Genomic DNA, 13,260 nt, shown 5'->3' on the forward strand with positions numbered 1-13,260 from the left:
GATGCTGAACCGAAGCTCACGCCTTGGGCTGGTCGTTGCAGGTGTCTGGTTGGCCTGCATCTCCAACGCCGCTGCCGACAAGATCGGCGACCCGGTGCATGGAGAAAGCCTGTTCAAAAAGGACTGTGCCGCCTGTCATCAGGTCGGGGAGGGAGCGGTTAATCGGGTCGGCCCGCAATTGAATGGTCTATTCGACAGACGAGCTGGATCCCTGGCGAGTTTCTCCTATTCCAAGGGCATGCTGCGGATGGGAAGCGACGGTCTGACCTGGACATTCGAGACCCTCGACGCCTATCTGGCCAATCCGCGCAGCCTCGTGTCGGGGACACGGATGAGCTATCGCGGCATGAAGGACCAGCAGGACCGATCGGCCTTGATGGCTTATCTGCGGACCTGGTCTGACAAGCCGCAAAATATACCGGAAGCCTCGCCGACGGCCCGACCGAGCGTGCCCGTGCTTGATGCTGCCATCCTCGCCATCCAGGGGGATCCGGCTTATGGCGAGTATCTCTCTTCGGAATGCACCACCTGCCACCAGCGCGATGGGTCAGATCAAGGTATCCCCGCAATCACCAAATGGCCGCAAGATGATTTTGTCGCGGCCATGCATGCCTACAAACAGAAACTCAGGCCCCATCCCGTCATGCAGATGATGGCGACCCGGCTCTCGGACGAGGAAATCGCGGCGCTGGCTGCCTATTTCGCAACACTGGAGTGATGACAAGGCGAGATGCGGACAACACCGCATCCGAGATGCCAAAATACCGAAGGAACAGCCCATGACACTGAATCGCAGAAGCTTTCTTGCATCGAGTGTGGCCGCAGCCGGGGTGCTCTATGCGCCCACGGTGTTCAGTCAGGCAAAGCCGAAGGTTGTCATCATCGGAGGCGGTGCCGGAGGCGCAACGGCTGCCCGCTATCTCGCGAAGGACAGCAAGGGCGCCATCGACGTCACGCTGGTCGAAGCCAATCCGATCTACACGACCTGTTTCTTTTCCAACCTCTATATCGGCGGGTTCCGGGACTTCGAAAGCCTGCAGCATGGCTACGACAAGCTGGCGGGTGGCGGTGTGACTGTCATCAACGACCGCGCAACGGCCGTCGACAGAGACGCCCGCACCGTCACCCTGGCCGGCGGCCAGGTGCTGTCCTACGACAAGCTCGTTTTGTCGCCCGGGATCGACTTTAAGGACGGGGCCGTGCCCGGCTGGAATGTTACCGATGCCGAGGTCATGCCGCATGCCTACAAGGCCGGCCCGCAGACGCTGTTGCTGAAAAAGATGATCGAGGCGATGCCAGCGGGCGGCACCTTCGCAATGGTTGCCCCGCCGAACCCGTATCGTTGCCCTCCTGGACCCTATGAGCGCATCAGCATGGTGGCTCATCTCTTGTCGCAGAAGAACCCGACCGCGAAGATCCTGATTGTCGACCCCAAGGACAAGTACTCGAAGCAGGCCCTGTTCGAGGAAGGCTGGGCAAAGCACTATGACGGCATGGTCCAATGGATCGGACCGGAATTCGGCGGCGACAAGGTCGAGGTGCGGCCGAAGACCATGGAAATCGTCGTTGACGGTGAAGTCCAGAAGGTCGACGTCTGCAACGTGATCCCGGCCCAGATGGCCGGCGCCATCGCCAAGGTGGCGGGCGTCACCAATGATGCCGGCTGGGCGCCTGTCGATCCCGCCACGATGCAGTCCAAGGTGGACAAGAATATCTGGGTGCTGGGCGACAGTTCGGCCCAGGGCGACATGCCCAAGTCCGGCTTCTCGGCCAACTCGCAGGCCAAGGTCGCCTCGATGGTCATCCGCGCCGAGTTGACTGGCTCGAAGGTGTTCCCGGCCAAATACTCCAACACCTGCTGGTCGTTGATCGCGCCTGATGATGGCGTCAAGGTTGGTGCGTCCTACGAGCCGACGCCGGAAAAGATCGCCTCGGTGACGAGCTTCATCAGCCAGACCGGCGAGGATGCCGCCCTGCGCAAGGCAACCTACGAGGAGTCGCTCGGCTGGTATGCGGGCATCACCGCCGACATGTTCGGCTGACCGTTCCTCCCCACTTCCGGGCACCGTCGCAAAGGTGCCCGGATTCTTTTTCGGAGCTCCAGATGCTGACCCGCCGCCACTTCATCCTGTCTGCCACAGCGTCCTGCCTGTCGCTGCCCGCCTGGAGAACCTGGGCGACCACGACCCTGAAGGCAGGCAACATCACGCTCGACACGGTTTCTGACGGAAATCTGGTTCTCCCCCAGGGCTTCATCTTCTCAGAACTGCCTGCCACCGATGTGGACAGGCTCAAGACACAGTTCAACCTCGCCGGTGACACGCTTGCACCGCCCTGCAACGTCACCCTGCTGCGCGACGGAACCAACACCGTTCTGTTCGATGTCGGAGCCGGTCAGGACTTCCAGTCAACGGCCGGCAGGCTGCCGGAAGCGCTCGGAACGCTCGGCCTGTCTGTCGAGGATGTCACCCACGTGGTGTTCACGCATGGCCATCCCGATCATCTGTGGGGGCTGCTCGATGAGTTCGATGAACCGCTGTTTCCGGGTGCCAGCTTCCTGATGGGCGAACAGGAATTCGCTTACTGGACCAATCCCGAGACCGTGAACAGCATCGGCGCAGAGCGCAGCACGTTCGCAGTTGGTGCCGCGCGCCGTCTCGCTGTCATCGCGGACAGCATCAAGCTGCTGGGCGACGGCGACAAGCCCGTCGACGGCGTCACCGCCCGGCTCACACCGGGGCATACGCCCGGCCACCTTGCCTTCGAGATCGACACGCCGGAAGGCCCGGTGCTGGTCGTGGGCGATGCCATCGGCAACCATCACATGGCCTTTGCCTATCCCGGCAGCCTGTCCAGCTCGGATCAGGATCCGGCGCTGGCGGCACGAACCCGCCTTGCACTGATGGATCAGCTTGCCTCTGCGAACACCCGGCTCATCGGCTTCCACCTGCCGGAGGGCGGCATTGGCCGCGTCGTCCAGGACGGGGCCGCCTATCGCTTTGAACCGCAGGTCTGACCACAGGCGGTCAACCGCAACGCCCGCCTATTGCGCGGCGACGCCAGCTTGCCGGATCCCGCGCTGATCGACCAGCGCGTCGGTTACCACGGCACCGACCCACATGGCGGTCAGCGCCAGCCAGGCGGTGGCGACGAAAATCGAGCCACCCGTCACACCCGCCCCGATGGCGCAACCGCCTGCGAGCATCGCGCCAAAGCCCATCAGCGCTGCGCCGGTCAGGGATCGGCGCATCTGGCTCTCGCCCTCGAAGCCCTGGAACTGGAATTCTCTGGCCAGGATGGCGGATAGAAAGGCACCGATGAAAACGCCCGGCACCAGTCCGACGTCAAAGCCGAGCGTCGATGTATCCTCCAGGAAAAACATCAGCGTATTCGCCGAAGGGCCGGAGAAGGTTGCCGAAGTAACGGTTTGCGGCTCAAAGGCAACCTGTGCCAGAGAATAGGTGAGGACCCAACCAAGTGCGATTGCAAAGCCGATGATGGGCGCAAACAGGAGGTTGGCGCAGCCGAGACTGTTCTGTCGGGCAATACGCAAGGCGATGATGGCCGCGACGCCGCCAAGCGCCAGTCCGCTCCAGGAGGGCAGGGACAGGCTTGCCAGCAAATCGACATTCTGCCCCCCGGGCGTTACCCACAATCCGGCCAGCCATTGCCGCAGCGGGGCAAGCAGTCCAAACAGCGACATTTGCGCGACCACGGCAAAAACCAGACCGGACACCAGCGAACGAAGATTGCCCGTTGCGGCCAGAACCAGCAGGCGTCCGGAACAGCCGCGCGCCAGCACCATGCCTGCACCGAACAACAACCCGCCGATGATCGCTCCGGACCAGGAACCGGTCACAGCCATCATCCTGGCCTGGCTGCTGTCGAACAGGCCTGAAGTCTCTGCTCCTTGAACCAAAACCAGGGCCGCTGAAAACGTCAGGAGCCATACGGCCATGCGCGGACCGAGCTGACCACGAGCAAATTCAACGGTTGCAGCGCGCAAGCAAAAGGAAGATCGCTGGGCGGCAAAACCGAAGACCAGTCCGGTCAGGAGCCCGAACAGCGCGGCCAGGCGAGCTTCATCCAGGTGGTCGAGCAGAAAGGTTATGTCCATCGCGGTCTCCTCTCCATTCGATATCCCGCAGCGGCATCTTTTGCCTTGATCTGTGTCAGCATCGCTGCCGGAACACATCAGGCGCTGCCAGTTCACCTGACCTTAAAGGCAGTTTGCTAAAACCGGATCGACACAGGCAGGTATCATGGTCAGAAGTCTCTATCTCGAACAGGCGAAAGCGCCGGCGCCCCGGACTTTTGTCCTAGCGGAATTGCTGGGCTCGCTCAGCTATGCGCTGGATATGACCGAGGGCCAACCCGAGGGTCATTGCATTCGGTGTTGCTACATCGGGATGGCCATCGGCCACAAGCTTGGCCTCAACGATGACGCGCTTGCCGACCTTTACTATGTTCTGTTGCTGAAGGATCTCGGCTGCAGCAGCAACGCTGCCCGCATCTGTGAGCTTTATCTTGCCGATGACATCAGCTTCAAGCGCGACTTCAAGACAATCGACGGATCGCTCAGCGCTGCCCTTCGCTTTGTGTTCCGCAAGACCGGCCTGAAATCAGGCCTGTCGGAGCGCATCCGGGCTATCGTCCATATCCTGCAGAATGGCGGTGAACTGGTGCGTGATCTCATCGAAACCCGCTGCCACCGCGGTGCGGATATTGCAGCGAAGATGCGCTTTTCCGAAGCGGTGCAAGATGGCATCCGCTGCCTGGATGAACACCACGACGGTGCCGGCAAGCCGCTGGGCCTGAAGGGCGATCAGGTACCGGTTGCCTCCGCTATTGCTCTTCTGGCGCAGGTTGTCGATGTTTTCCAACTCGAGCACGGACCGGATGCTGCCTTGCGCGAGGTGGCAGCGCGTTCCGGCAGTTGGTTCGCGCCGACGCTTGCCCAGGCTTTTGCTGCCGTGTCCGCCGACGCCAAGTTCTGGATGGGACTGGCCCGGACTGATCTGGATGCTGTCGTCTTCGCCATGGCACCGGGCCTGCGCGCCCATGAGGTCGATGCGGATTATCTTGATGAAATCGCCGAGGCCTTCTCGGACATCGTCGATGCCAAAAGCCCTTATACGGCGGATCATTCCAATCGTGTCACGCTGTATACAGATCTCATCGCCGAGGAACTTGGCCTTGATCCTGAACATCGCCGCTGGCTGCGGCGGGCTGCCCTGTTGCATGATCTCGGCAAGCTCGGTGTCAGCAATCAGGTGCTGGACAAGCCGGGGAAGCTTGATGACCTTGAGTGGAGCTCTGTCCGCTCTCACCCTGCGGCCAGTGAAACAATTCTAGCCCGGGTGCCTGCCTTTGCCGACATTGCCCCGGTTGCCGGTGCTCACCATGAAAGACTGGATGGAAAAGGATATCCGCGAGGCCTCAAGGGCGATGACATCTGTCTTGAAGCGCGCATTCTCACCGTCGCCGACGTCTTCGATGCCTTGACGGCAGAGCGTCCCTATCGTGGACCGATGCCGATTGCCAAGGCCCTTGCCATCCTCGACGAGGAAGCCGGGTTTGCCTTTGATCCGGCATGTATAACCGCCCTGAAGTCGGGCCTGGCCCGTCTCGATGCGGCGGTTGCTGCCTGAGGGCGGACTGCGCCGGCTGTCATTCGACTTGCTCAATTCGAGCCAGTTCGTGCTCAATTGAAGCGTCTTCTGATTTATGGCGCTGACGGGTCGTTTCTTTCGTTGCGTCTTGTGAAGATGCCCTGCCGCCCTTTCCGGCGACAGGGAGCAGTCTGGTCAGACCTTCGCTTCCCAGGACTTGTAGGATGTCCGCGCGGAGGCTGGGGTCGCGTCGGAGATCTTGCGGATGTTGGCCCAGGTCTGTTTGTAGTTCGGCAGGATCAACTCGTTGACACCTGCGTTCACGACATTGCCCTGGGTGCCGCTGGGTGCACCGAAGATCATGAATGTCTCGCCCTTACGGGCGGTGGGTTCAGGATAAACCAGTGCCTGTGTGGCGCCGACATCATTGTAGACTTCGACCATGTCGCCCTGGGCAATCCCCAAGGTTGCCATATCATCCGGATGGATCTGGATGAAGGGCACGGGGAAGCGATCCATGACGAAGTCGTTCTTCTGGTCCAGGAACCAGTTTTGCCAGTTCATGTTGGCGCGGCCATTGTTGATGAGGAATGCGTAGTTTGCCTTCTGTTGGGCTTTGCCCGCCGCCTGCAGTCCGCGCCATTGCCCCATGCAGAACAGGGCCTTTCCATCCGGTCCACCGAACTTTCCGTCAGTGTAGAGGCGTTTCGTTCCAACGATCGTTTCCCCGTCGAGACCGGTTGCAGGCTCCTGGAAGCCATTGTTGCCCATCTTGCGCAAACGTTCATAGGTGACGAACTCGCCGCCATGGGCGTTGTTGTGATAGCCGTCCATGAAGGCGTCTTCTTCGCTTGCCCAGTCGTAGCCCTTGAACTGGTCAGCGTAGTCACCGCGTCCGTCCTCGCGCAACACGCGTTCGAGGTGCTGGGCGAGGGCTGCAGCGATCATGCAGTCCGGCTTGGCGGCCCCCGGAGGGTCCATGTAGCGCTCTACGAGGCGCATCCGCCGTTCGCCGTTCATCGAGGTAAGGTTCATCTCACCGGACTCGACTGCAGGCAGGATCACATGCGCGGCCTGGCCGATCTGGGTGTTAATGATGTCGACATTGACCGAAAAGATGCCGCCGGCATTAATCGCACCGACGATCGCATCGACAAGTTCCTCGCGGGTGGCGCCGGCGCGGGCATCCATCGCTTCCTTCACCATATTGGTCCGGCGATTGTAGACGCGCTTGAACTCGGCCGCGTTCAGCGTTGTCTTGTAGTGATCATTGGCCCAGATATGGTGCACCTTGCCGCGACCGGCGATGATGAGCTGATCGATATAGGGGGCCGGACGGCCGACATGGGCATCCGACGGGCGGACATAGCCTTCCTGGTGGCCACCAAGACGGCAGACGCCGCCGCCCTCCCGGCCGATGTTGCCGGTCGCAAGGCCAATGTTCACCAGAGCGCCAATCACCCGATAGTTGTCATTGCCCCAGATGATGCCTTTTTCGTAGCCGGTGCAGCATTTCCGGCGGGAGCCGTCCTCTTTCGGCTTGGCAATCCATTCCGCGGCCTTGATGATGTCCGCTTCGCTGAGGCCGCAGATCGCAGCGCCATCTGCAAGTGACATGCGGCAGGCCTCGCGGGCGGCGGCAAAGGATCCGAGGCTCGCCGGATGCGCCTCGTCCTGCGCAACCGCGACATCACCCTGGAACGTCGAGGCCTTGATGAATGCTTCGTCGACCCAGCCCTGATCCGCAATGTAGGTGAACAGCGTGTTGAAGAGGGCGAGGTCCGATCCACTGGCAATGGCCAGGTGCAGGACGTTTTCGGCGCCCGCAATCTGCTCGGCTGAACTGACCGTCACGGTTCGGCGCGGATCGACAACAATCACCCTGGCGCCGTTCTGCATCCCCTTGACCATGTGGTTGAGGTAGAGGTTGGTCTGGCATTCCATCGGATTGGTGCCGACAAGCAGGATGGTGTCGGTCAGCTGATAGTCTTCATAGGCGTAGTTCAGTTCACCTATGCCCATGTCCCGAGTCGAGTGGACCTCGGAATTGTAGGCCGGCCGGTTATGGATCCGGCAGTTCTTGACCTTCATGGAGCCGAAATAGAGCTTGCCAGTCCCCCAGGTGTTCTCGTAGCCGCCGGCAGAGCCACCATGGTCAAACATCGAGACGAAGAGATCGTCCTCGTCATCCTTGTTAATCACCCGGGCGGTTACACGGGCGACGAGATCGAGTGCGTCATCCCAGGAGGTTGGCTGCCAGGTGCCATAGCGCCAGACCATCGGTTCGGTCAGGCGTTGCTGTTGGGTGCCAAGTACGTCGGATCTCCGGTTTTCCGCCATCCGGGCTCCGCGAATGGACCCGAGACCGGAGTTCACTTCGCAATTAACGTCCGGCTTGATGACGAGATGAACGTCTTTGCCGTCCTGGCGCACCACATTGTACATCGACGGGGCGTACCAGGCTTCGGCATCGGCGCCTTGCTGCTGGCTGAGGTCGACGCCAAACTTGTTGGCGCCGGGTGCCGTACCGCCCTGCTTGTTGACCGGCCACGTGTAGGCCTTGTAGCCGCATCCGACGATGCAATAGTGGCACGTGACATTGTGTTCCTTAGCGTCCGCCGGAATGATGGGCAGACGGTCGATCTGGCGCTTGTAAGCCATGTCTCTTCTCCCTCAGCTTTCCAGCACGTTTGACAGGCGACCGTAGATGAGCTCGTCCACGCCCTCGGCGTAAATGTCGCCCTCGTCATCGACGCGAAGATCGAACTGCGGCAGGTTCTGCGTTGCATGACCCCAGATCTGCTGTCCTCCCTTTTCGCAGTCAAAGCGGGAGTAGTGACCGGGACAGTTCAGTGCTTTGTCCTCTGCGCTGTAGTTCATGACATAGCCCTTGTGCGGGCACAGGACGGAAAAGGCGACGATGTCGCGCTCCGGGCCAGCGCCTCCCTCAACGGCGGTGCCGAGCTTGAGCAGGATGCCGGGGCTGTCCTCGTCCGGATAGGCGATGTCCATCGGCTCGTTGACGACAAGGTCGGAGATGTTGGCAAGGCGGTTTGCCGGATAGTCGACCAGCGCCCTGGCCTGGGCCTTGGCAGGTCCCGTCGATACAACTGCGGTTGCCGCCACACCGGCGACACCTGCAAGGCCACCGCGCAGGAACTGGCGCCGGCCAACATCGATCAAGCGATTGCATTTCATGAGTGTGATCCTCCCTCAAACTCGCGTCGGACAAACGCTAGCAAGGGCAGAAATCCGCAACAACACCAACACTCCTGCGGGTGCAATGCGGGAATGCTTTGATGTGAAAGCCTTTTTTGGAGTGTTCAGAAATCCGAACAACCCAAGGAGATCAAAGACCCAGACGTTGCATCTTTTCCCACAAGGTCGTGCGGGAGACGCGCAGTAACTGGGCTGCCTTGGTGACCTGGCCTCCGGCCCGCTCCAATGCCGCGATGATCTGATTGCGTTCGGCGACTTCGCGGGCCTCCGACAGGCTCATCATCCGGCTCTCATCCCGGTCGGTGATGCGTTCGGGAAAGAGGTCTGACGGAAACAGCATATCGTTGGTTGCCCGGCTCATGCCCTGGATGAGCCGGGCCCTCAGCTCGCGCCCGTTGCCGGGCCAGTCATAATCCCGAACCGCCTGGTCGGTGAGTTCACTGATCCCGCGCAACTGGGACGGCTGGCGGGTGTTCAGAGGACCAAACAGCCGGTGCAGGAGCCAGACCGCGTCATCCGGCCGATCCCGCAAGGGCGGGATCGGGATTTCGTTTTGACCAATCTGAGCCAACAGGTCACTGCGCAGTTGCGTCGCCCTGAGACGATCTTCCTCGCTTGAGCCACAGGCAGCCAGCATCCGGCAATCCGGTTTGCCGTCGAGCCAGCGCATCAGGCAGCTCTGGTCGTCGGCTGTCAGATAGCTGATCCCATTCAGGAACAAGGTGCCTTCGCCGACGTTCTGTAGCCCGTGCTGCAACTCGTCCGATGCATTCGCCGAGCGGCCAAGATTGATGTGCACGAAGGGGGCGGACCTCCGATCCGAACGGGTATGGATCGCCTTTGCAATCAGCGCTTTGCCGGTCCCGACCGCCCCGCGAATGAGGACCGGCTCATCGTGACCACTCGCCTTGAGGACCAAGAGTTCGCAGGCTTGGGCGGCTTGCGAAGGACCAAGCAGCTCAAGGATGGGCCCTGCCTCCGAAAGCCTTGGCCGCAGGAGGATGAGCAGCCGATTGAGGAAGGCCGTCATGTCGAAGGGCTTCGTGATGTAGTCGCCTGCCCCGCGATGCAGCAGCCTGACCGCCTGGTCGATACTGCCCTGTCCGGTCAGGAACAGGAACGGAGGAGGGGAGGACGTCTGGCACAGAGCCGAGAAAAGCTCTTCGCCATTGCCATCCGGCAGGTGAATATCGCAGACGACCAGATCGATCGGCGCGCGCGGTGTGCGCAGCGCACCGAGGGCGCGTTGGGCAAGCTTGATCCAGACCACCTCGGCTCCTTCGAGTTTCAGCCGCTGGTAGATCGAGCCTCCCATGATTTCATCATCCTCGACCAGGGCGATGCGGCGTCCTTTCAGCATCGGAGATGTCCTTGGACTGGCAGTGAAACGGCGATTTCTGTCAGGTTGCCCCGGCGAGCGCTGGCGACGTCGCCGCCCAGATCAAGCACCAGGCTGCGGACAAGCCGCAGTCCGACCCCACCTCCCGGTTCCACGGGGTCGTCGGTCAGGAGCCGGTTCATGGCAGGTGGGGGCATGCCCGGGCCATTGTCCTGGATGATGAGTTGCAGGGTTTGATCCTGCTGCTGTGCCCTGAACGTGACGGTGCCTCCGGCACCTGCTGCCGCAGCGGCGTTCAGCAGCAGGTTCAAGGCGATCTGGCGCACCGGGGCAGACGGGAAACCGCAAAGGAGCGCCGGCGGGGCGACAACCGACCATTCCAGCGACTGACCCCGCAGCGTTGTTTCCGGCGCGAACAGGAGCTTCAGATCCTCGAAGTCCTCCAGTTCCAGAGGCCTGCCTTGTCGATCCAGGCGATTGTGCTCCAGCGTTGCCCGCACCACATCGCGCAGGTGCTTCAGCCCGCGATCCAAGAGGCTTGCCGCTTCCCGCACCGCCTCTGGCCGGTCCGCATAGCTGCGGATCGTGTCTGCGGCATTGAGCAGGCCACCGAGCGGATTGTTGATTTCATGCGCGAGGGAGGAAGAAAGGCGTCCGAGGCTGACGAAACGCTCCCGCTCGGCCAGGCGACGCTCCGCCTCTACTTTTGCAGCAGCAGCTCCGCTCATGGCATTGTAGGTCTCGAACAGGCGAGCAAGCTCACGATCCCCCTTGGGAACGAGATCCGTTGCGATGGGCTGGGGCGTGCCATTGGTCTTTGCCATGTGGCCGGCCAGCAGCCTCAGGGGGAACAGCATCCGTCGGACGGCAAAATAGCCTCCTGCCGCGAGCACCAGTGTCGCCAGCCCGTTGCCGGCCAACAAGTAGAGCAGGGCCCGGCGACGCTCGCTCTGCAGGTCGGTGATGTCGATTTCGCTGACGATCTGGCCAACCGTGCGATCCTGGAAGTTCAGGTCGCTGACCACACGCATCCGCGAGGCGGATCCGGTCAATCGCAGATCTGCCAGCGGCTGCGCGTCGCCAAGCAGCGGGGCCAGATCGCTGTCGACCGGAGCGCGGCGTGGATAAGAGGCTGCGATCACCCGCCCCGCGGCATCTGCGACAATCGTCAGCACCATGCGCTGGTCTTCCATGGCGGAAGACGCCCGATCAAGTGTGTCATACACCTCCCAGACGTCCTGCCGCAGCACAGCTGGTCCGAGGGCAACCGTCAGGCCCTGGACATGCAGACGCGTGAGTTCACGAAGCCGCTCCTCTTGAGCGGTTGCCAAGGCAGACAGAACCTGGTGCGAGGCGACAATGCCGACCAGGACCATCATCCCGGCTGCGATCAGAGGCACCCGGACTGACAACGGCAAGGACAGTCGGCGCATCATGCAGGTCTCAATTCCGCCATCCGCACCCGGATGCCGTCGAAGAGGTCGGTTTCTGCAGCCGCGATCCGGTCCAGTTGCATCATGCCCAGTGCCGCTTTGCCATCACTGGTTTTTTCAAGCGAAAGCAACGCACGTTGAAGACCAAGTACCATGTCATTCGATGCCAGGTCGCGCCGGGCAACGAAGGGGGGAAAGCCAAGCAGCTCTGACTGACTGACCACACGTGTAAGCGCGGTCAAGGCTGGCTCAACTGCGGTCAAGGCTTCCCAGACATACCCATCAACACTACCCGAACGGGCAAGGCCTGAAGCGACTGCGCGCACGACATTGCGATGTCCATAGGTGAACAATGTCCGGCTGAAAAAGCCATCCGGCTTCAGGCCCCGGCGTGCCAGGTCGGAAGCTGTGACCAGCCAGCCGGAGTTGCTGTCCGGATCGGAAAAGGCATGCGTGCTTCCCGTGAGATCGTCGATGCTCGTCGCAGGATCGCTCGCTTCGACGATCAGATAAGACCTGTAGAGGGGGGCTCCCCGCCAGATTGGAACGCCGAGAAGCGACAAGGATGCTTCATGCTGGAGATACGGATAGCCGCAGAGCCATGCGGCGGTGACACCGCCTTCCAGCACGAGCCCCGTTACTTCCTGATAGGTCCGTCTCTGCACCAGTTCGACAGGCCGGCCGGTGGCCTGTTCAAGCGCAGCCCGCAGTCGGGCCAGAACGGCGCCGTCATTGTCGAGAAACACCGGCGTCAGCCCCAGTCGAACATGCTCGTCCGCGCGCAGGATCGCCGGCATTGCCAAAAGCGCGCCGGCTCCGGCAAGCAAGCCGCGACGTGAAAACGTTCCGGTCATTTCGGGTTCCTCTCCCGACTTCAGCATAGGGTCCGCTCGTGACAACAGGCAAGCGGCATGCTTCAATCGCCGGCATATCCGGTTAAGATGGCGGCGCTCTCACTTCCCCGAACTCAGGCAAGGGATCCATGCATGCCGTCCACTTTCCTGGTTTTTCTTGGATCCGCCCGCGATAGCACGCCGCCGCAGCCCAGGCGGCTCGGGCACCGGGTTGCCCTTGCCTGTTGCCAGCACCTCGACGCGGCCGGTCACACAAGCAAGCTCGTCGATCCGCTGGCCCATGATCTTCCGCCGGTTTTCAAGCCGCATTTTGCCTATGCCGCTGGCCGAGCACCCGGCGATATCGATGACCTGGCGAAGGCGATTGCTGCAGCTGACGGCTATGTCATGGTCAGTCCGGAATATAATCACTCCATGAGCCCGGCCTTGATGCATCTGCTGAACCACTTCGGGAGTTCACTGTTTTCCTACAAGCCAAGCGCTATCGTGACCTATTCGGCCGGCCAATGGGGCGGTGCGAGAGCGGCCGTCGGCATGCGGGCATTTCTCTCGGAACTTGGGTGTCTGCCGGTGTCGGCCATGGTCCATGTCCCCAAGGCGCAAGAAGTCTTTGCCGAAGACGGAAGCTGCCTTGAAACGGTCGATATGGCCGTTTGGCATCAATACCTTGGGCGTGCTTTCGATCAGTTGGTCTGGTGGTCGGATGCGGCCGGACGTCAACGCAGCTTGGGCGACCTGCCCACCCCTGCCTTCTCCCGTTCCCCTTCCGAGCGCAATGCACCTTGAGCGGAATCGCGGTCGAT

At 61.5% G+C, this 13,260-nt stretch carries 11 protein-coding genes; 5 read left to right on the plus strand and 6 right to left on the minus strand.

From position 1 onward, the window contains the following. Position 1: 1 nt before the first annotated feature. The 3 genes from ACTIFE_RS14950 (at position 2) to ACTIFE_RS14960 (ending at position 3,016) form a co-directional block, all read left to right on the plus strand. Positions 2–718: a c-type cytochrome gene (locus ACTIFE_RS14950; RefSeq protein WP_439529956.1), complete on the plus strand. Its 717-nt coding sequence runs from the start codon at positions 2–4 to the stop codon at positions 716–718. Between the two features lie 61 nt (positions 719–779). Continuing rightward, positions 780–2,042 carry an FCSD flavin-binding domain-containing protein gene (locus ACTIFE_RS14955; protein ID WP_439529957.1) on the plus strand — a complete coding sequence of 421 codons (1,263 nt, stop codon included), beginning with the start codon at positions 780–782 and terminating at the stop codon, positions 2,040–2,042. Positions 2,043–2,104: 62 nt separating this feature from the next. After that, positions 2,105–3,016: an MBL fold metallo-hydrolase gene (locus ACTIFE_RS14960; protein WP_439529958.1), complete on the plus strand. Its 912-nt coding sequence runs from the start codon at positions 2,105–2,107 to the stop codon at positions 3,014–3,016. Between the two features lie 27 nt (positions 3,017–3,043). Here ACTIFE_RS14960 and ACTIFE_RS14965 read toward each other — a convergent pair whose 3' ends face one another. After that, complete coding sequence (locus ACTIFE_RS14965) at positions 3,044–4,117, minus strand: YeeE/YedE family protein (RefSeq protein WP_439529959.1); 1,074 nt, start codon at positions 4,115–4,117, stop codon at positions 3,044–3,046. A gap of 145 nt (positions 4,118–4,262) precedes the next feature. Here ACTIFE_RS14965 and ACTIFE_RS14970 point away from each other — a divergent pair, with 145 nt between their 5' ends. Then, on the plus strand, positions 4,263–5,651 hold the full coding sequence (locus ACTIFE_RS14970) for an HD domain-containing phosphohydrolase (protein ID WP_439529960.1): 1,389 nt from the start codon (positions 4,263–4,265) through the stop codon (positions 5,649–5,651). Positions 5,652–5,807: 156 nt separating this feature from the next. Here the strand turns inward: ACTIFE_RS14970 and ACTIFE_RS14975 are convergent, their stop codons facing one another. The 5 genes from ACTIFE_RS14975 to ACTIFE_RS14995 all read right to left on the minus strand — a co-directional run bounded on the left by ACTIFE_RS14975 (position 5,808) and on the right by ACTIFE_RS14995 (position 12,400). Then, a complete protein-coding gene (locus ACTIFE_RS14975; protein ID WP_439529961.1) occupies positions 5,808–8,273 on the minus strand; it encodes an arsenate reductase (azurin) large subunit in 2,466 nt (821 codons plus the stop codon). A gap of 12 nt (positions 8,274–8,285) precedes the next feature. Then, on the minus strand, positions 8,286–8,810 hold the full coding sequence (locus ACTIFE_RS14980) for an arsenate reductase (azurin) small subunit (RefSeq protein WP_439529962.1): 525 nt from the start codon (positions 8,808–8,810) through the stop codon (positions 8,286–8,288). A gap of 151 nt (positions 8,811–8,961) precedes the next feature. Next, the gene (locus ACTIFE_RS14985; RefSeq protein WP_439529963.1) at positions 8,962–10,191 is read right to left on the minus strand and encodes a sigma-54-dependent transcriptional regulator; all 1,230 of its coding nucleotides are present in this window, start codon (positions 10,189–10,191) and stop codon (positions 8,962–8,964) included. Continuing rightward, positions 10,185–11,606 carry an ATP-binding protein gene (locus ACTIFE_RS14990; RefSeq protein ID WP_439529964.1) on the minus strand — a complete coding sequence of 474 codons (1,422 nt, stop codon included), beginning with the start codon at positions 11,604–11,606 and terminating at the stop codon, positions 10,185–10,187. The genes ACTIFE_RS14985 and ACTIFE_RS14990 overlap by 7 nt, the downstream gene beginning before the upstream one ends. Beyond that, complete coding sequence (locus ACTIFE_RS14995; RefSeq protein WP_439529965.1) at positions 11,603–12,400, minus strand: substrate-binding domain-containing protein; 798 nt, start codon at positions 12,398–12,400, stop codon at positions 11,603–11,605. Before ACTIFE_RS14995 ends, ACTIFE_RS14990 begins: the two co-directional genes overlap by 4 nt. A gap of 114 nt (positions 12,401–12,514) precedes the next feature. On the opposite strand from ACTIFE_RS14995, the gene ACTIFE_RS15000 reads away from it, so the two are divergent. Beyond that, on the plus strand, positions 12,515–13,243 hold the full coding sequence (locus ACTIFE_RS15000; protein ID WP_439529966.1) for an NADPH-dependent FMN reductase: 729 nt from the start codon (positions 12,515–12,517) through the stop codon (positions 13,241–13,243). The last annotated feature ends 17 nt before the right edge of the window (positions 13,244–13,260 follow it).

This window comes from Pannonibacter sp. (assembly GCF_051860505.1).
Lineage (GTDB): Bacteria > Pseudomonadota > Alphaproteobacteria > Rhizobiales > Stappiaceae > Pannonibacter.

What these genes read in the sequence shown, in the direction of transcription:
- ACTIFE_RS15000 (WP_439529966.1), top strand. Translation starts at nt 12,515, where the DNA reads ATGCTTCAATCGCCGGCATATCCGGTTAAGATGGCGGCGCTCTCACTT.
- ACTIFE_RS14995 (WP_439529965.1), bottom strand. Translation starts at nt 12,400, where the DNA reads ATGCCGGCGATCCTGCGCGCGGACGAGCATGTTCGACTGGGGCTGACG.
- ACTIFE_RS14980 (WP_439529962.1), bottom strand. Translation starts at nt 8,810, where the DNA reads ATGAAATGCAATCGCTTGATCGATGTTGGCCGGCGCCAGTTCCTGCGC.
- ACTIFE_RS14950 (WP_439529956.1), top strand. Translation starts at nt 2, where the DNA reads ATGCTGAACCGAAGCTCACGCCTTGGGCTGGTCGTTGCAGGTGTCTGG.
- ACTIFE_RS14955 (WP_439529957.1), top strand. Translation starts at nt 780, where the DNA reads ATGACACTGAATCGCAGAAGCTTTCTTGCATCGAGTGTGGCCGCAGCC.
- ACTIFE_RS14985 (WP_439529963.1), bottom strand. Translation starts at nt 10,191, where the DNA reads ATGCTGAAAGGACGCCGCATCGCCCTGGTCGAGGATGATGAAATCATG.
- ACTIFE_RS14965 (WP_439529959.1), bottom strand. Translation starts at nt 4,117, where the DNA reads ATGGACATAACCTTTCTGCTCGACCACCTGGATGAAGCTCGCCTGGCC.
- ACTIFE_RS14970 (WP_439529960.1), top strand. Translation starts at nt 4,263, where the DNA reads ATGGTCAGAAGTCTCTATCTCGAACAGGCGAAAGCGCCGGCGCCCCGG.
- ACTIFE_RS14990 (WP_439529964.1), bottom strand. Translation starts at nt 11,606, where the DNA reads ATGATGCGCCGACTGTCCTTGCCGTTGTCAGTCCGGGTGCCTCTGATC.
- ACTIFE_RS14975 (WP_439529961.1), bottom strand. Translation starts at nt 8,273, where the DNA reads ATGGCTTACAAGCGCCAGATCGACCGTCTGCCCATCATTCCGGCGGAC.
- ACTIFE_RS14960 (WP_439529958.1), top strand. Translation starts at nt 2,105, where the DNA reads ATGCTGACCCGCCGCCACTTCATCCTGTCTGCCACAGCGTCCTGCCTG.